Genomic DNA, 16,850 nt, shown 5'->3' with positions numbered 1-16,850 from the left:
ACCACCACCGACCCTGAAGGCAGACAACGTGCGTACGTACTCTCCCAAGCCTGGCGACGCCGACCGTCAGTGGCACATCATCGATGCCACCGACGTCGTCCTCGGCCGCCTGGCCTCCCACACCGCCACCCTCCTGCGCGGCAAGCACAAGCCGACGTTCGCCCCCCACATGGACATGGGCGACTACGTCATCATCGTGAACGCCGAGAAGGTCGCCCTCACCGGCGCCAAGCTCGAGAAGAAGCGCGCCTACCGCCACTCGGGCTACCCGGGCGGCCTGAAGTCGCAGTCCTACGCCGAGCTGCTCGAGACCAACCCGGTCCGCGCCGTGGAGAAGGCCGTCAAGGGCATGCTCCCGAAGAACTCGCTGGCCGCCCAGCAGCTCTCCAAGCTGAAGGTGTACAAGGGCGCCGAGCACCCGCACACCGCCCAGCAGCCCCAGACCTTCGAGATCGGCCAGGTCGCCCAGTGACCCCGGCGGGCCACTGACGCAGACCTTCCCTGAGGAGAACCATGAGCATCAACGAGAACGACGACGTGGAGCTGACGAGCTACACCTCTGAGTCCACCGCCACCGCCGAGGCCCCCGCCGCCTCCGAGCGCCCGGCCCTGACCGTGCCCGGCTCCGCCGTCGGCCGCCGCAAGGAGGCCGTGGCCCGCGTGCGCCTCATCCCCGGCTCCGGCCAGTGGACCATCAACGGCCGCGCCCTGGAGAACTACTTCCCGAACAAGCTGCACCAGCAGGAGGTCTCCGACCCCTTCACGCTGCTGGAGCTGACCGGCGCCTACGACGTGATCGCCCGCATCCACGGCGGCGGCCCCTCCGGCCAGGCCGGTGCGCTGCGCCTGGGCATCTCCCGCGCCCTCAACGAGATCGACCGCGAGCACAACCGCCCGGCGCTCAAGAAGGCCGGCTTCCTGACCCGCGACGCGCGCGTCATCGAGCGCAAGAAGGCCGGCCTCAAGAAGGCCCGCAAGGCCTCGCAGTTCTCGAAGCGCTGATCCTGCGCCGCACGGTGTCCCCACCGTGCCCCCCGCCGACGCCCCGTCCTGCTCCTCACGAGCAGGGCGGGGCGTCCGCCGTCTCCGTGGGCCGGCGGCACCTGACCCAGAGGTAATATGAAGACGCATGGCGACGACGCCATGACGGGCCGCTCGCCCGTCCGGTGCGCGGTCCGGTCGAAGACACCCTCAGGAGCCGCCGTGGCCGAGAACACGAGTCCTACGCCCGACCCCCGCACCCGTGGCGAGCACGGCACGGAGCACGCCGCGCAGGCCCCCTTCGCCGTAACCCGTGACTACGCCGCCGAGGTGGACGAGATCCGGGAGCTCGGCCGCAAGCTCGGCGGGGAGAAGAAGACCCCCACCCCGGACCCGCAGGCCTGGCGTGAGGGCTACCCGTACAAGACCAAGCTCAGCCGCAAGAGCTACGAGCGACGCAAGCGTGAGCTGCAGATCGAGCTGCTGAAGATGCAGCTCTGGGTCAAGGAGACCGGCCAGAAGGTCCTGATCATCTTCGAGGGCCGCGACGCCGCCGGCAAGGGCGGCGCCATCAAGCGCTTCAACGAGCACCTCAACCCCCGCGGCGCCCGGACCGTGGCCCTGGAGAAGCCCACGGAGGAGGAGGCCTCGCAGTGGTACTTCCAGCGCTACATCCAACACCTGCCCTCCGGCGGCGAGATCGTGATGTTCGACCGCTCCTGGTACAACCGGGCCGGCGTCGAGCGCGTCATGGGCTACTGCACGGCGCAGCAGTACCTCGAGTTCATGCGCGAGACCCCTGAGCTGGAGCGCATGCTCGTCAACTCCGGTGTGCACATCATCAAGTTCTGGTTCTCCGTGTCCCAGCGTGAGCAGCTCAACCGCTTCGCCGCGCGGGAGACCGACCCCGTGCGTCGCTGGAAGCTCTCGCCCACCGACCTGGCCTCCCTGGACAAGTGGGACGACTACACGAACGCGAAGGAGGCCATGTTCTTCTACACGCACACGGCCGACGCCCCGTGGACCGTCGTGAAGTCGAACGACAAGAAGCGCGCCCGCCTCGAGGCCATCCGCCATGTGCTGCACACGCTGCCCTACCCGGACAAGGACGAGCGCATCGTCCACCGCCCCGACCCGCAGATCTGCGGCCCGGCCAACGCGCTGGCCGAGTACGGCGAGGTCTCCGGCGGCTCGTTCCCGCGCGTGCGCTGACCGGGCGGCACACGACGGCGCCCCTCATCTTCCGGTGAGGGGCGCCGTCGTGTGCGGGGGCGGGTTCAGCCGCGCTCCTCCTCCACGTACTCCGGGGTGACGTGTGCGTCGTCGAAGAGGTTGTCCGCCCCGAAGCCCTCCGAGACGTGGTACTCGCCCGAGGCCAGGGAGAGGCGGACGTCCTCGCGCAGGATCGGCAGCTTGGCGTAGAACGCGTCGCCGCAGCAGCTGGTGGCGGTGACGTCGCGGTGGCCGATGATGCGGGACGGCGGCAGCTCGTACTGCTGGCAGATGTAGGCGACGAGCGGCACCAGGCCGGCGTAGAGGCTCTGCGGCGGCGGGTTCAGCATGTACAGCCCCTCGCACTCGATGCCGAGCGCATACGCGTTGAAACCGAGCGCGTGGACGCCGAGCATGAACGTCTGTCCGCCCTCGAGCGCGTGCCGGGAGCCGTGGCGGCCCTCCATCGCGAAGCCGCCGCGGGAGACGGTGAAGTGCTGCCCGGTGTCGCCCCAGTCGTTCGCGGGGCTCATGTGCGCGTTCTGGACCACCTGCGCGATGCTCTCCGCCGCCTCCCGGGAGCCGTCCGTGACGTTCGGCGTGGTGGTGTGGTGGATCACCAGGTACGAGGGGCGCTCGTTCAGGGTCTGCAGGTAGTAGTTGGGCTGCATGGCGCCCCACTGCGCGGTGGTGATGATGTCCGGGGCGGGCAGGCGGGTGGTCTGCTCGTCGCCCTCCGAGCTCTGCTCGGCCTGCTCATCACGCCCGCAGCCGGCCACGCCGGCGGCGATCGCCAGGCCCGTGCCGCCCAGCACGCTGCGGCGCGTCCAGGAACGGGAGGGCGGGGGCGGGGTCACGTCGGGCATGGATCGAGGTCCTTCGGGTTCGGGGCGGGGCCTCCCGGGCGGATGTGAGCGGACGGGCGCGCGGCCGCGGGGGCTCGACCGCTCCGATGCTACCGCCCCCGGGCCCGTTTCGTGACCCGCCCGTGATGCAGGCCGCAGGGGCGGCCCCTACACTGACTGATCATGTCGAGATTGTTCGGAACCGATGGCGTCCGTGGCCTGGCCAACGAGACCCTCACCGTGGAGTTGTCCGTCCAGCTGGCCCAGGCCGCCTCGCCCGTCCTCGGTGCGGAGGCCTTCGACGCCGGCCGACGCCCGGTCGCCGTCGTGGCCCGGGACCCGCGCATCAGCGGCGAGTTCATCGCGGCCGCCGTGCAGGCGGGCCTGGCGTCCTCGGGCGTGGACGTGTGGGATGCGGGCGTGCTGCCGACCCCCGCCGCCGCCTATCTCGTGGGGGACCTGGACGCCGACTTCGGCGTGATGATCTCCGCCTCCCACAACCCGGCCCCGGACAACGGCATCAAGTTCCTCGCGCGCGGCGGCGAGAAGCTGACCGACGCGCAGGAGGACGAGATCATCCGTCACCTCGAGGGCGTGACGCCGCGGCGGCCCCAGGGCGCGGACGTGGGCCGCGTGCGCGTCTTCGCGGACGCCGAGGACCGCTACGTCCTCCACCTCCTGCAGACCCTCCCGCACCGGCTGGACGGGCTCAAGGTGGTCCTGGACTGCGCCCACGGTGCGGCCGCCGGCTGCTCGCCCGAGGCGTTCCGCGCCGCCGGCGCGGAGGTCGTCGTGATCGGCGCGTCCCCGGACGGGCTCAACATCAACGACGGCTACGGCTCCACCCACCTCGAAAAGCTCCAGGCGGCCGTGCGCGAGCACGGCGCGGACCTCGGCATCGCGCACGACGGCGACGCCGACCGGTGCCTCGCCGTGGACGAGCGCGGCGAGGTCGTCGACGGCGACCAGATCATGGGTGTCATGGCCGTGGCACTCAAGGACCGCGGCGTCCTGCGCGACGACACCCTGGTCGTGACCGTCATGTCCAACCTGGGCCTGAAGCTGGCCATGGGCCGGGAGGGCGTCCAGCTCGTCGAGACCCAGGTGGGCGACCGCTACGTCCTGGCCGGCATGAAGCTCGGCGACTACTCGCTCGGCGGCGAGCAGTCCGGCCATGTGATCTTCTCGGACCACGCCACCACCGGCGATGGGGTCCTCACCGGCCTGCAGCTCGCCTCCCGCGTCGCCGAGACCGGCACCCCGCTCTCCGAGCTGGCCGCGGTGATGGACCGGCTGCCCCAGGTCCTCGTGAACGTGCGCGGCGTGGACAAGTCCCGCGCCGCCGAGGACGAGGCCGTCCAGGCGGCGGTGGCCGAGGCGGAGGCCCGCCTCGGCGAGACCGGCCGCGTGCTGCTGCGCCCGTCGGGCACGGAGCCGGTCGTGCGCGTCATGGTCGAGGCCCCGGACGAGGAGACCGCCGGCCGGGAGGCCCAGGTGCTGGCCGACGTCGTGCAGCGCGAGCTGCGCCTGCACGACTGACCGGACCGATGACGTCGGACGCGGCCCCCCGGCCCCGCCGCTGGACCCTGTTCGCGGGGCTGCTCGCGGGGCTGGCGGTCCTGTGGTCGGCCGCGTTCCTCGCCGTGGACGCGCCCGTGTGCGCGCGGCAGAGCGCCCCCGTGGAGTGGCTGCCGTGCCTGGATCCGGACCGGCAGGACTCGGAGGTCGCCCCGGACGCCGGGTCCAGCGCGGACCGGACGACGTCGCGGCCCTGAGGGTACGGCCCCGGTGCCGCCGAGGGCATGAAGGAAGGGCCCGGGGCGACTCGCGTGAGTCGTCCCGGGCCCTTCGGCGTCGGACAGGGGGTGATCAGAGGGCGGTGGTCCCGGAGGTGGGGCCGCCGCGGCGCTCGGCGAGCAGGTCGCGGATCTCGGTGAGCACGGCGACGTCGGCGGCCACCTCCTCCTCGGCGGGGTCGATGCCGAGGCGGCGGTTGCGGGCCTCGACCATCTTGTTCATCGGCATCACGATGGCGAAGTACACGGCCGCGGCGATGAGCAGGAAGTTGACGATGGCGGTGATCAGCACGCCGAACTTCACGTCGTTGCCGTTGACCGTCAGCACGGCGAACGAGTCGAAGTTCGGCGAGCCCACGGCGGCGGCGATGAGCGGCATGAGGACCGCCTCGACGAGCGCGTTCACGATCTTGCCGAAGGCGGCGCCGATGATGACGGCGACGGCAAGGTCGAGGACGTTGCCCTTCATGATGAAGTCTTTGAATCCCTGGATCATGGGGAGAATCGTACATGTGACGAGGTCGGCGCGGTACAGGGTCGAGCGAGTCGTGCGTCTCAGTCCGCGTAGTCCGGCGCCGGAGGCAGACCCCACGCGGTCTCGAGGACGCCGCCGGCCGCCTCGACCCGGGCCGCCTCCGCGGACCCGACGTAGCGCAGGTGCCAGGGCTCGTGGGCGAAGCCCGTCTCGTCCTCGGCCCCGGCGGGATAGCGGATGACGAACCCGTGCTCGGCGGCGTGCGCGGCCACCCAGCGGCCCGCGGCGGTGTCGCCGAAGCACGCCTCGAGGTCACACGTGGGGGTCGCGGCGTCGCCCACGTCCCAGGCCAGGCCGGTCTGGTGCTCGGAGTACCCCGGACGCGCCGAGACGCGGTCGGCCTCGGCGCGGCCCAGCTCGTCGACCCAGTGGCCGTACGTCCGGACCTGGTAGTCGTACGAGCGGTAGGCGCTCAGGGTGGTGAGGTCGTGGCCCGCCGCCGCGGCCGCATCCAGCAGGTCACCGGCCGCCGTCGCGGCCTCCGCCCGCAGGGGCAGCTCGCTGCCGGGCACGGCCACCAGATCCGAGGGCGCCCAGTCGGGCGGGGCCACGGGGCGGGTCTTGTTCACGACGACGTCGAGGGCGGCCGGGTCGGCGTGCGTGCTCGACGACGGCGCCGTGCTCGAGGCGGCGCGGGACGACGCGGCCGCGCTCGAGGAGCCGGAAGCCGGCATCGCCGAGGACGGGCCTGCGGCGGACGTGCCGCAGCCGGCCGCGAGCAGCGCGAGCGCGGCCAGCGCGGCGCGGGGGAGGGGGGCGACGCACGGATCAGACCTTCCTCAGCAGCACGCGGGTCACCTCGTGCTGCGCGTTCTTCGTGAGCACCAGCCGGGCGCGTCCGCGGGTCGGGCGCACGTTCTGCTCGAGGTTCGGGCCGTTGATGGAGTCCCAGATGGACTCGGCCGTCGCCTGAGCCTCGGCGTCCGACAGGGAGGAGTATCGGTGGAAGTAGCTGCGCGGGTCGGCGAAGGCCCCCGAGCGCAGACCCATGAACCGGTCGATGTACCAGGACCGGATCCAGGACGCGCGTGCGTCCACGTACACCGAGAAGTCGAAGAAGTCGGAGACGGAGAGCCCGGCGGTGCCGTCGGCCCGCGTGCGCGGCGGGGCCAGCACGTTGAGCCCCTCCACGATCAGCACGTCGGGACGGTGCACCACCTGCTCCTCGCCCGGCACGATGTCGTAGGTGATGTGCGAGTACACGGGCGCGCGCACCTCCTGTGCCCCGGACTTGACGTCCGCCATGAAGCGCAGCAGCGCGCGGCGGTCGTAGGACTCGGGGAAGCCCTTGCGGGACAGGATGCCGCGCTCGTGCAGCACCGCGTTGGGGTGCAGGAACCCGTCCGTGGTGACCAGCTCGACGCGCGGCGTCGTCGGCCAGCGGCGCAGCATCTCCTGGAGCACGCGCGCCGTCGTCGACTTGCCGACGGCGACCGACCCGGCCACCCCGATCACGTACGGGGTGCGCCCCGTCCGCTCGCCGAGGAACGCGTTGGTCGCGCTGCGCAGGGCCGCGGAGGCCTCCACGTTGATGCTCAGCAGGCGCGAGAGCGGAAGGTAGACCTCGGCGACCTCGCGCAGGGACAGATGCTCGCCGAGGCCGCGCAGACGCTCCACGTCCGCCTGGTCGAAGGGCTGCGCCATCTCCGAGGCGAGACGGGCCCAGGTCTGGCGGTCCAGCTCCACGAAGGGGGAGCGCTGGTGGCCGTCGGGCACGGCGTCCGCGGGCTCCTCGGGGCCCACGAGGGACAGCTCGGAGGTCGGGGGGGTGTAGGTCACCCGATCCATTATGGCCGCGGCCCGCCCGGAGCGGGCCCCCGCGTGACGTCACAGGGCACGGATAGGATCGGCCCATGCGCGTTCTCGTGACCGGCGGCGCCGGATACCTGGGATCCCATACCGTGCTCACGCTGCTCGAGGCGGGCCACGACGTCCTCGTCCTGGACAGCCTGGTCACGGCGACGACGACGTCGCTCGAGCGCGTCGCCGAGCTCGCCGGGACGCGCCTGGGCGGGTCGCGGCTGCGCCTGCACGTGGCCGACATCCGCCGACCCGAGGACTACCGCGGGGCGCTCGCGGACTTCGGCCCGGCCGCACTGGTGCACTCGCGGGGCTGAAGTCGCCCACCGAGTCGATGACCCGCCCCGCCGCCTACTACGACGTGAACGTGGGCGGCACGGCCGCCGTCGCCGAGGCCGCGCTCGCGGCCGGCGCCCGCACGGTCCTGTCCTCCTCCTCCGCGACCGTGTACGGCGACCGCGCGCCGGTGCCGGTCGCCGAGGAGGCCGCCACAGACCGGTCTCGCCCGACGGGCACTCCAAGCTCATGGCGGAGCAGGTGCTGCGCGACGTCTGCGCCATGGTCGACGGCGGCGGGCTGGCGATGCTGCGCTACTTCAACCCGGTCGGCGCGCATCCCTCCGGGCGGCTGGGCGAGGACCCGAGCGGGGTGCCGGCGAACCTCATGCCCTTCGTGGCGCGGGTGGCCTCCGGCGCCTACCCCGAGCTGCGGGTGTTCGGCGCGGACTTCGACACGCGCGACGGCCGCGCCGTGCGCGACTTCATCCACGTGATGGACCTCGCGGAGGCGCACGTGGCCGGACTCGAATGGCTCGCGGCACGGGTGGCGACCGGGGGCGGTACGACGACCCGGGTCTGGAACATCGGCCGGGGCGAGGGCGTCACCGTGTTCGAGATGGTGCGCGCCTTCGAGGCGGTCACGGGCGGCCGCATCCCCTACCGCGTGGTCGAGCGCCGGCCCGGGGACATCGCCGAGTCGTGCGCCGAAGTCGGGTCCGGCCCGGTATTCTCGTGCGCATGTGCGGAATCGTCGGATACATCGGCCAGCCCCAGTCGGATCGTGAGCACGGCGCTCTCGACGTCCTGATGGAGGGCCTGCGTCGTCTCGAATACCGCGGATACGACTCCGCCGGTGTGGCCGTGGTGGACGGCGGTCAGCTGTACCACCGGAAGAAGGCGGGCAAGCTCGCCAACCTCGCCGAGGAGCTCGCCGAGCACCCCATCCCCACCGGCCTCGTCGGCATCGGCCACACCCGGTGGGCCACCCACGGTGGCCCCACCGACCGCAACGCCCACCCGCAGGTGGCGGACGAGGGCCGGCTGGCGCTCATCCACAACGGCATCATCGAGAACTACGCCGAGCTGCGCGAGGAGCTGCTCGCCAAGGGCGTCGAGTTCCTCTCCGAGACGGACACCGAGGTGGCCGCCCACCTCCTCGCGGACGTCTACCGGCACGCGGCCGGCCAGGACCTGACCCGCGCCATGCAGTTGGCCTCCCAGCGCCTCGAGGGTGCCTTCACCCTGCTGGCCGTGCACGTGGACCACCCGGACCGCGTGGTGGCCTCGCGCCGCAACTCGCCGCTCGTCGTCGGCCTGGGCGAGGGGGAGAACTTCCTGGGCTCGGACGTCTCCGGCTTCATCGACTTCACCCGCGAGGCCATCGAGCTCGAGCAGGACCAGGTCGTGACGATCACGGCCGACGCCGTCGAGATCTCGGACTTCCGGGGCGGCCCCGCCGAGGGCAAGCGCTTCACCGTGGACTGGGACGCCTCGGCCGCGGAGAAGGGCGGCTTCGAGACCTTCATGGAGAAGGAGATCCACGACCAGCCCCAGGCCGTGCAGGACACCCTGCTGGGCCGCACGGACGCCGCCGGCGCGCTGATGCTGGACGAGCTGCGGATCGACCCCGAGGAGCTCAAGGCCGTCGACAAGATCATCGTCCTGGCGTGCGGCACGTCCGCCTACGCGGGCACGGTGGCCAAGTACGCCATCGAGCACTGGTGCCGGATCCCCGTGGAGGTGGAGCTCTCCCACGAGTTCCGCTACCGCGACCCGATCATCGACCCGCACACCCTCGTGGTGTCCATCTCCCAGTCCGGCGAGACCATGGACACCCTCATGGCGGTCCGCTACGCCAAGGAGCAGGGCGCCCGCACCGTGTCCATCTGCAACACCAACGGCTCCACGATCCCGCGCGAGTCGGACGCCGTGCTCTACACGCACGCCGGCCCCGAGATCGCCGTCGCCTCCACCAAGGCGTTCCTGGCGCAGATCACCGCCGCCTACCTGCTGGGCCTGTACCTGGCCCAGCTGAACAAGAAGCTGTTCAGCGGCCAGATCAAGGACATCCTGGCGGACCTCGGGGCGATCCCCGGCAAGATCGAGGAGATCCTCGCCGGCAAGGACCAGGTCAAGGAGCTCGCCCGCTCGATGGCCGACGCCACCTCCGTCCTGTTCCTCGGCCGCAACGTCGGCTACCCGGTGGCCATGGAGGGCGCGCTCAAGCTCAAGGAGCTCGCGTACATCCACGCCGAGGGCTTCGCCGCGGGCGAGCTCAAGCACGGCCCGATCGCCCTGATCGACGACGGCCAGCCGGTCTTCGTGGTCATGCCCTCGCCCCTGGACCGTCACTCGCTGCACGCCAAGGTGGTCTCGAACATCCAGGAGGTCCGTGCCCGCGGCGCCCGCACCTTCGCCGTCGCCGAGCGCGGCGACGCGGCCGTGCGCGGCCAGGCCGAGGTCGTCTTCGAGGTCCCCGAGACCCAGCCGATGCTCATGCCGCTGCTGACCACGGTCCCGCTGCAGATCTTCGCCCTCGAGCTCGCCACGGCGAAGGGCTACGACGTGGACCAGCCGCGCAACCTCGCCAAGTCCGTCACGGTGGAGTGATCCGCCGCTGAGGCCACCGCGACCTCTCCTGCCGGGCCCGGCCGCCACACAGCGGCCGGGCCCGCGACGCGTCCGGGGATGGCGTCCGCCCGCGCCAGTAGACTCCCCGAGGAGGCCCGCCGCACCCGGCGGGCCGCACGACGAGACCCCGGAGAGTCATGCACACAGTGGAGATCGGCCAGCCGTACCCCCTCGGGGCCACCGTGGACGAGACCGGCACCAACTTCGCCCTCGCGGTCTCCCGCGAGGTGGAGGCGGTCGAGCTGTGCCTCGTCGCCGACGACGGCACGGAGACGCGCATCCCTCTCGAGGAGCGGCACGGCACCACATGGCACGCCCACGTGGCGGGCATCGGGCATGGGCAGCGCTACGGCTACCGCGTGCACGGCCCCTGGGACCCCGCCCGCGGCCTGTGGCACAACCCGGCCAAGATCCTCGTGGACCCGTACGCGCGGGCGTTCACCGGCGACTACGAGTGGGGCCAGCAGCACCACTCGTACGACTTCGACGAGCCGGACCGCATCGACACCTCGGACAACCTGGGCACGAGCATGCTCGGCGTCGTCGTCGCCGAGGACTTCGACTGGGGCGATGACGCCCCACCCGCCGTCGAGCTCACGGACACGGTGATCTACGAGACCCACGTCAAGGGCATGACCAAGCTGCACCCCGCCGTCCCCGAGGAGCTGCGCGGCACCTACGCGGGCATGGCCCACCCGGAGGTGGTCCGCCACCTGACCGAGCTCGGGGTGACCGCCGTCGAGCTGATGCCCGTGCACCAGTTCGTCAACGACGCCACCCTGCAGGAGAAGGGGCTGAGCAACTACTGGGGCTACAACACGCTCGGCTTCTTCGCCCCGCACGCCGCCTACGCCTCCTCCTCGGAGGTGGGCGGCCAGGTCCGCGAGTTCAAGAAGATGGTGAAGGACCTGCACGCCGCCGGTCTCGAGGTGATCCTCGACGTGGTCTACAACCACACGGCCGAGGGCAACGACAAGGGCCCCATGCTCAGCCTGCGCGGGCTGGACAACGCCGGCTACTACCACCTCGTCGAGGGCGACGAGCGGCACTACATGGACTACACGGGCACCGGGAACTCGGTGGACCTCTCCAGCCCCAAGGCCCTCCAGCTGGTCATGGACTCCCTGCGCCACTGGGTCACCGAGATGCACGTGGACGGCTTCCGGTTCGATCTGGCCACCACCCTGACCCGGGTGGAGGGGGAGCAGGGCCCGGACATGTTCTCCGGGTTCTTCGACGTGGTCCGCCAGGACCCGGTGCTGCGCACCGTCAAGCTCATCGCCGAGCCGTGGGACGTGGGCTGGGGTGGCTACCAGGTGGGCAACTTCCCCGGCCTGTGGTCCGAGTGGAACGGCATGTACCGGGACACGGTGCGTGACTTCTGGCGCGGCGAGCCCGGCACGCTCGGCGAGTTCGCCACCCGCCTGACCGGTTCGGCCGACCTCTACGAGGGGGACGGGCGCAGCCCCGGTGCGTCCGTCAACTTCGTCACGGCCCACGATGGCTTCACACTGCGCGACCTCGTCTCCTACAACGAGAAGCACAACGAGGCCAACGGCGAGGACAACAACGACGGCGACGCGCACAACCGCTCGTGGAACTGCGGCGTGGAGGGGGAGACCGACGACCCCGAGGTCGTGACGCTGCGCGCCCGCCAGCGCCGCAACTTCCTGGCCACCCTGCTGATCAGCCAGGGCGTGCCCATGATCAGCCACGGCGACGAGCTGGGCCGCACCCAGGGCGGCAACAACAACGCCTACTGCCAGGACAACGAGATCTCGTGGATTGACTGGTCCGCCATGGACGACTCGCTCGTGGCGTTCACCCGCGACCTGATCGCGCTGCGCCGTGACCACGCGGTGTTCCGCCGTCGCCACCACTTCGACGGCCGCCCCGCGGCCCGCGACATCGAGGCGCCCCTGCCGGACATCGTGTGGCTCGAGCCGGACGCGACCGCCAAGACGGAGGACGACTGGCGCGCCGAGGCCCGGTCGATCGGCTTCTACCTCAACGGGCACACGCTCCCCCGCGGGGACGAGGACGGGGAGGAGCCCTACCGGGACTTCTACGTCCTCATGAACGCGTGGTGGGAGCCCGTGCCGTACACCCTGCCCGGGCCCACGTTCCCGGCCGAGTGGGAGGTCGTCGTGGACACCTCGTCCCACGTCGCCCCGAGCGGCGCGCACCCCCGCGTGCGCGCCGGGGACGTGCTCGAGGTCCAGGCCCGCTCCACCGTCGTGCTGCGGCAGGTCCCCGAGGGCGCATGAGCCCGCAGGTCGACCGGGGGCGCGTCCGCCGTGGCCTGCCGCGGTGGGCGCGGGTCCTCTGCGCCACCGTGGCGACCCTGGCGGCGCTGGGACTGGCCTTCGGCGCGGGGTGGGCCACGCACGCCGTGACGGACCCGCACCCGGACGACGCACCGCGCGTGGACGCCCTCCTCGTCCTCTACAGCCGGCCCCGCGTCTATGACGCCGCGACCGAGCTCGCCGCGTCCGGCGTCACCGACCGGCTCTTCGTCTCCACGTACCTGGGGCCGGACGGGCACGAGAAGCTGTGCGGCGGTCCGGAGGAGCGCGACCCGCGGCTGGCCGGGGTCACCGTCGAGTGCTTCGCGCCCGATCCGGTGACCACCCAGGGCGAGGTCATCCATGCGGCCGACCGCATGCGCGAGCTCGGCCTGCACCACCTGGGCGTGCTCACCTTCCACCAGCACGTGGAGCGCGCGCGGCTGCTGGCGGAGCGGTGCTTCACCCCCGAGGAGGGCCGTGTGTCCCTGTACGCGTTCGACGCCGGCTTCGACCGGCTCGGCCGCCTGCAGCACGGCGTCTACGGCGTGCTGGCCTACGGGAAGGTGATGCTCACGCCGGGCTGCGACCAGCAGCTGCCCGGCGTGCTGCAGTGGCCGCTCGACCTGGCCAAGCGACTGCGCGGGCAGCCCGTCGGGGACGAGGCCGGCGCCGTCGTCGTGGGCGCCCGGCGGGCGGGGGCGGCGTGATCGTCGGCGTGGGGGTGGACGTGGTGGACGTCCCGCGGTTCCGGGCGCAGCTCGAGCGCACGCCGGCGCTGCGCGCACGCCTGTTCACCGAGGACGAGCGGGACCTGCCGCTGCGCTCGCTGGCCGCGCGCTTCGCCGCCAAGGAGGCGATCGCCAAGGCCATGGGCGCCCCGCCCGGGATGATGTGGCACCACTGCTGGATCCCGCGCCCGGACCACGGCGACGGCCGCCCCACCGTGCACCTGACCGGCACCGTCCAGGCCCAGGCCGAGGCCCTGGGCATCACCCACTGGCACCTCTCCCTCAGTCATGACGGGGACGTCGCCACCGCCTACGTGGTCGCCGAACGCCGCGCGGCCGAGGAGGAGTCCGCATGACCGCCGATGACCTGACCCGCATCGCCGTGACCGGCTCGGCCGTGCGCACGGCCGAGGAGCCCCTGCTCGCGGCCGGGCGCGGCCCGGAGCTGATGCGCGCCGCCGCCTGGGCCCTGGCCGAGCACGCCGCCGCCCTGCTGCGTGAGCGCGGCCCCGTGGCCGGGGCGACCGTGGCCGCCCTCGTCGGCCCCGGCAACAACGGCGGGGACGCGCTGTTCGCCCTCGCCTTCCTGCGCCGCCGGGGCGTGGCCGCGGTCGCCGTGCCCGTCCGCCGGGACGACGACGGCGCCCCGCGCTGGCACGCCGAGGGCTGGGCTGCGCTGCAGGCGGCCGGGGGACGCCGCGCCGACGCGGTGCCGCCCGAGGCCGCGCTCGTGGTGGACGGCGTGCTCGGCACGGGCTTCACCGGCGAGTACGAGCTGCCCGCCGCGGCGCGCGCGCTGCCGGCGGACGCGCTCGTGCTGGCCTGCGACGTGCCCTCCGGCGTGGACGCGGACACCGGCGAGGTGCGGGGGGAGGCCCTCCGCGCGGACGCGACCGTGACGTTCGGCGCCCTCAAGTCCGGTCTCGTCCTCGGGGAGGGGGCCGCGCGCGCGGGCACCGTGCACGTAGTGGACATCGGGCTGGGACCGCACCTGCCGACGTCGCCGGCCGTGCGGCTGGGCGTGATGGACGAGGCCGCCGCACGAGCCGCCCACCCGGCCCCCGCAGCCGAGGCCCACAAGTACACGCGCGGCGTGGTGGCCGTCGTCGCCGGATCGGAGCGCTACCCGGGGGCCGCCGTGCTCGCGAGCGCGGGCGCGCTGCACACGGGCGCGGGCATGGTGCACCACGCCGGCCCGCAGACCACCCGGGACCTGGTGCTCACCGCCCACCCCGAGGCGCTGGTCTCGGCGAAGGGGCCCGAGCCGTCGCGCGCGGACGCCTGGGTGGCCGGCCCCGGCCTGGACACCGAGCATGACGCGCGGCGGCGCTGGGCCGGCGTCCTCGCCGCGCTCGAGGAGCGACCGGAGGCGGCCCTGCTCGCTGACGCCTCGGCCCTTGCCCTCCTCACCGCCGCCGAGCTGCGGTCGCTGCGCGCGGCCGGCACGCCCGTGGTCCTGACGCCGCACGCCGGGGAGTGGTCCCGGCTGCGCGAGCGCGTCCCCGCGGACGGCGCCGACGCCGCCGACCCGCTCGCCGCCCTCCGCGCGTGGACGGCCGAACACGGCGCCACGGTCCTGCTCAAGGGCCCGCGCACCCTCGTGGTCGCCCCGGACGGCGAGGCGTGGGTCGTGACCGGCGGCGGGCCCGACCTCGCGATGGGCGGCACCGGCGACGTGCTCTCCGGGGCGATCGGTGCCGTCCTGGCCGCGGACGTGGCGCGGCGCTCGCGGGCGCGCCGGGCCGGGGAGGATCCCGGCCCGGCGCCCACGGCCCGGCTCGCGGCCGCCGCCGCCTGGCTGCACGCCCAGGCCGGGGCCGACCAGGCCCGCGCCGGGCGGATCACCACGGCCACGCTGCCGACCGCGCTGGGCGCGCGCGTCGCGCGCCTGTGGTGGCCGGACGACGCCGAGCCGGAGGCCGTCCAATGAGCCGCGCCGACGTCAACCCGGCGGACACCGAGCGCGCCGTACGCATCGACCTGGCGGCCGTCCGGCACAACGTGGGCGTGCTGCGGGAGCGGATCCGGCGCCCCGACGGCAGCCGGCCGCTGCTGACCGCCGTCGTCAAGGCTGACGCCTACGGCCACGGCGCGGTGGCCGTCGCCCGCGCCGCCGCGGCCGCCGGCGCGGACCGGCTCGGGGTGGCCCATGTGCGCGAGGCCCTGGCCCTGCGCGCGGCGGGGGTGCCCCTGCCCGTGCTCGCGTGGCTGCACACCGGGGCCACGGACTTCGCCGCCGCGGTGGAGGCGGAGGTGACCCTCGGCGTCTCGGGCTGGGACCTCGACGCCGCCGCCGACGCCGTCCGCGGGCTGCGGGCCCGCGGCGGGGCCGGACCCGAGGCCCGCGCCGTCCTGCACCTGAAGGCGGACACCGGCCTGGGCCGCCACGGCTGCACGCCCGAGCGGTGGCCCGCGTTCGTCGCGCGTGCCGCCGAGCTCGAGGCCGCGGGCCTCGTGCGGGTGGAGGGCGTGTTCTCCCACCTCGGCGTGGCGGACGAGCCGGACCGGGCCGCCGAGACCACGGCGCAGCTGCTGCGGTTCGAACGGATGGCCGCCGAGGCCGCCGAGACGCTCGGCCACCCGCTGCTGCGGCACCTGGCCAACACGCCCGCCACCCTCGCCCGGCCGGACACGCACCTGGACATGGTGCGCGTCGGCCTGGGCCTGTACGGGCTCTCCCCGTTCGCGGAGGTCACCGCCGCCGAGCTCGGGCTGCGCCCGGCCATGTCCCTCGTCACCGTCCTGGCCAACGTCAAGGCCGTCCCCGCCGGGCAGGGCGTGTCCTACGGGTTCCGCCACGTCACGGCGGAGCCCACCACCCTCGGGCTCGTGCCCGTCGGCTACGCCGACGGCGTCCCGCGCGTCGTCGAGGGCACGCGCGTCCACGTCGGCGGCCGGACCGTCCCCGTGGTGGGCCGCATCGCGATGGACCAGTTCGTGGTGGACCTCGGCCCGGACGCCGCGGACGCGCCCGGCGACGCCGTCGAGCTGTTCGGACCGGCCTCCGGCATTCCGGTGGAGGAGTGGGCCGCGGCCGCCGGGACGATCAACTACGAGCTGGTGACCCGCATCGGAGGCCGCGTGGACCGGCAGCACGTGGACCCCACGCCGACCCAGGAGGCCCGCCCATGAGCGACCACGCGATCCCCGCCCCCGGCCCGACCCTGCCGGAGCCCGTGCTGACGGCGACGGTCCCGCTCGAGGGCGCCGACGGCACCCGGGCGTTCGGCCGCGCCCTCGCCGGGGTGCTCCGCGCCGGCGACGTGCTGATCCTCACGGGCGACCTCGGCGCGGGCAAGACGACCTTCACCCAGGGGCTGGCCAGCGGATTCGGCGTGGCCTCCGGCGTGGTCTCGCCGACGTTCGTCCTCTCCCGCGTCCACCCCGCCCCGGCCGACGCCCCGGCGGGCACCCCGGACCTCGTGCACGTGGACGCGTACCGGCTGCGCTCGGCGGGGGAGCTCACGGACCTCGACCTGGACGCGAGCGTGGACCGCTCCGTGACCGTCGTCGAGTGGGGCCGGGGCATGGCCGAGTCCCTCGCCGGGTTCCCCGAGGACCCGGACGCCTCGTGGCTGGACATCGAGATCGTCCGGGCCCGCGGGGGTGAGGACGGCCCCGCGGCCTCGGCGGGGGAGGAGGACGGCATCGTCACCGACTTCTCCGACGAGGACGGAGGCCAGGCCGAGGAGTTGCGTTCGGCCGTCGTGACCGGCCGCGGCCCGCGCTGGGCCGGCGTCGTGCTTCCGTAGACTG

The 16,850-nt window shown here is 73.5% G+C and carries 16 protein-coding genes and 1 pseudogene; 13 read left to right on the top strand and 4 right to left on the bottom strand.

Going from position 1 to position 16,850, the window contains the following annotated elements:
- Window positions 1-28: 28 nt before the first annotated feature.
- From rplM to ppk2, 3 genes are all read left to right on the top strand, one after another.
- Window positions 29-472, top strand: coding sequence for a 50S ribosomal protein L13 (gene rplM, locus MLUT_RS19935; protein WP_002857519.1), 444 nt, complete (start codon window positions 29-31; stop codon window positions 470-472).
- A gap of 41 nt (window positions 473-513) precedes the next feature.
- Window positions 514-1,002 carry a 30S ribosomal protein S9 gene (gene rpsI, locus MLUT_RS19930; RefSeq protein WP_010080403.1) on the top strand — a complete coding sequence of 163 codons (489 nt, stop codon included), beginning with the start codon at window positions 514-516 and terminating at the stop codon, window positions 1,000-1,002.
- A gap of 201 nt (window positions 1,003-1,203) precedes the next feature.
- Window positions 1,204-2,193, top strand: a complete 990-nt coding sequence (gene ppk2 / locus MLUT_RS19925; RefSeq protein WP_010080404.1) for a polyphosphate kinase 2 — start codon at window positions 1,204-1,206, stop codon at window positions 2,191-2,193.
- Window positions 2,194-2,258: 65 nt separating this feature from the next.
- On the opposite strand, the gene MLUT_RS19920 is transcribed toward ppk2, so the two are convergent.
- Window positions 2,259-3,059, bottom strand: a complete 801-nt coding sequence (locus tag MLUT_RS19920) for a peptidoglycan recognition protein family protein (protein WP_010080405.1) — start codon at window positions 3,057-3,059, stop codon at window positions 2,259-2,261.
- A 162-nt stretch (window positions 3,060-3,221) separates the two neighbouring features.
- Between MLUT_RS19920 and glmM the strand changes: the two genes are divergently transcribed.
- Window positions 3,222-4,577, top strand: a complete 1,356-nt coding sequence (glmM, locus tag MLUT_RS19915) for a phosphoglucosamine mutase (RefSeq protein ID WP_029248315.1) — start codon at window positions 3,222-3,224, stop codon at window positions 4,575-4,577.
- 8 nt (window positions 4,578-4,585) lie between these two features.
- Window positions 4,586-4,813, top strand: a complete 228-nt coding sequence (locus tag MLUT_RS19910; protein ID WP_010080407.1) for a hypothetical protein — start codon at window positions 4,586-4,588, stop codon at window positions 4,811-4,813.
- Window positions 4,814-4,907: 94 nt separating this feature from the next.
- Here the strand turns inward: MLUT_RS19910 and mscL are convergent, their stop codons facing one another.
- The 3 genes from mscL to coaA all read right to left on the bottom strand — a co-directional run bounded on the left by mscL (window position 4,908) and on the right by coaA (window position 7,148).
- Window positions 4,908-5,330, bottom strand: coding sequence for a large conductance mechanosensitive channel protein MscL (mscL, locus tag MLUT_RS19905; RefSeq protein WP_010080408.1), 423 nt, complete (start codon window positions 5,328-5,330; stop codon window positions 4,908-4,910).
- Window positions 5,331-5,389: 59 nt separating this feature from the next.
- A complete protein-coding gene (locus MLUT_RS19900) occupies window positions 5,390-6,043 on the bottom strand; it encodes a M15 family metallopeptidase (RefSeq protein WP_010080409.1) in 654 nt (217 codons plus the stop codon).
- 94 nt (window positions 6,044-6,137) lie between these two features.
- Complete coding sequence (gene coaA / locus MLUT_RS19895) at window positions 6,138-7,148, bottom strand: type I pantothenate kinase (RefSeq protein ID WP_010080410.1); 1,011 nt, start codon at window positions 7,146-7,148, stop codon at window positions 6,138-6,140.
- Between the two features lie 74 nt (window positions 7,149-7,222).
- On the opposite strand from coaA, the pseudogene galE reads away from it, so the two are divergent.
- The 8 genes and pseudogenes from galE (at window position 7,223) to tsaE (ending at window position 16,846) form a co-directional block, all read left to right on the top strand.
- A pseudogene (gene galE / locus MLUT_RS24300) lies at window positions 7,223-8,255 on the top strand (UDP-glucose 4-epimerase GalE).
- Entirely contained in the window at window positions 8,186-10,057 is a 1,872-nt protein-coding gene (gene glmS / locus MLUT_RS19880) for a glutamine--fructose-6-phosphate transaminase (isomerizing) (protein ID WP_029248317.1), read from the top strand. The pseudogene galE and the gene glmS overlap by 70 nt, the downstream one beginning before the upstream one ends.
- Window positions 10,058-10,215: 158 nt before the next feature.
- Window positions 10,216-12,345, top strand: a complete 2,130-nt coding sequence (gene glgX, locus MLUT_RS19875; protein WP_010080415.1) for a glycogen debranching protein GlgX — start codon at window positions 10,216-10,218, stop codon at window positions 12,343-12,345.
- The gene (locus tag MLUT_RS19870) at window positions 12,342-13,073 is read left to right on the top strand and encodes an ElyC/SanA/YdcF family protein (protein WP_010080416.1); all 732 of its coding nucleotides are present in this window, start codon (window positions 12,342-12,344) and stop codon (window positions 13,071-13,073) included. The genes glgX and MLUT_RS19870 overlap by 4 nt, the downstream gene beginning before the upstream one ends.
- Window positions 13,070-13,450 carry a holo-ACP synthase gene (locus MLUT_RS19865; protein ID WP_010080417.1) on the top strand — a complete coding sequence of 127 codons (381 nt, stop codon included), beginning with the start codon at window positions 13,070-13,072 and terminating at the stop codon, window positions 13,448-13,450. Before MLUT_RS19870 ends, MLUT_RS19865 begins: the two co-directional genes overlap by 4 nt.
- A complete protein-coding gene (locus MLUT_RS19860; protein ID WP_010080418.1) occupies window positions 13,447-15,024 on the top strand; it encodes an NAD(P)H-hydrate dehydratase in 1,578 nt (525 codons plus the stop codon). The genes MLUT_RS19865 and MLUT_RS19860 overlap by 4 nt, the downstream gene beginning before the upstream one ends.
- Complete coding sequence (gene alr / locus MLUT_RS19855; RefSeq protein ID WP_010080419.1) at window positions 15,021-16,226, top strand: alanine racemase; 1,206 nt, start codon at window positions 15,021-15,023, stop codon at window positions 16,224-16,226. The genes MLUT_RS19860 and alr overlap by 4 nt, the downstream gene beginning before the upstream one ends.
- Window positions 16,223-16,846: a tRNA (adenosine(37)-N6)-threonylcarbamoyltransferase complex ATPase subunit type 1 TsaE gene (tsaE, locus tag MLUT_RS19850; protein WP_010080420.1), complete on the top strand. Its 624-nt coding sequence runs from the start codon at window positions 16,223-16,225 to the stop codon at window positions 16,844-16,846. The genes alr and tsaE overlap by 4 nt, the downstream gene beginning before the upstream one ends.
- The last annotated feature ends 4 nt before the right edge of the window (window positions 16,847-16,850 follow it).

The sequence above is a fragment of the Micrococcus luteus NCTC 2665 genome, assembly GCF_000023205.1.
GTDB lineage: Bacteria > Actinomycetota > Actinomycetes > Actinomycetales > Micrococcaceae > Micrococcus > Micrococcus luteus.
Note: the sequence above shows the minus strand (reverse complement) of the source record. Positions and strands in the feature narration are given on the sequence as shown.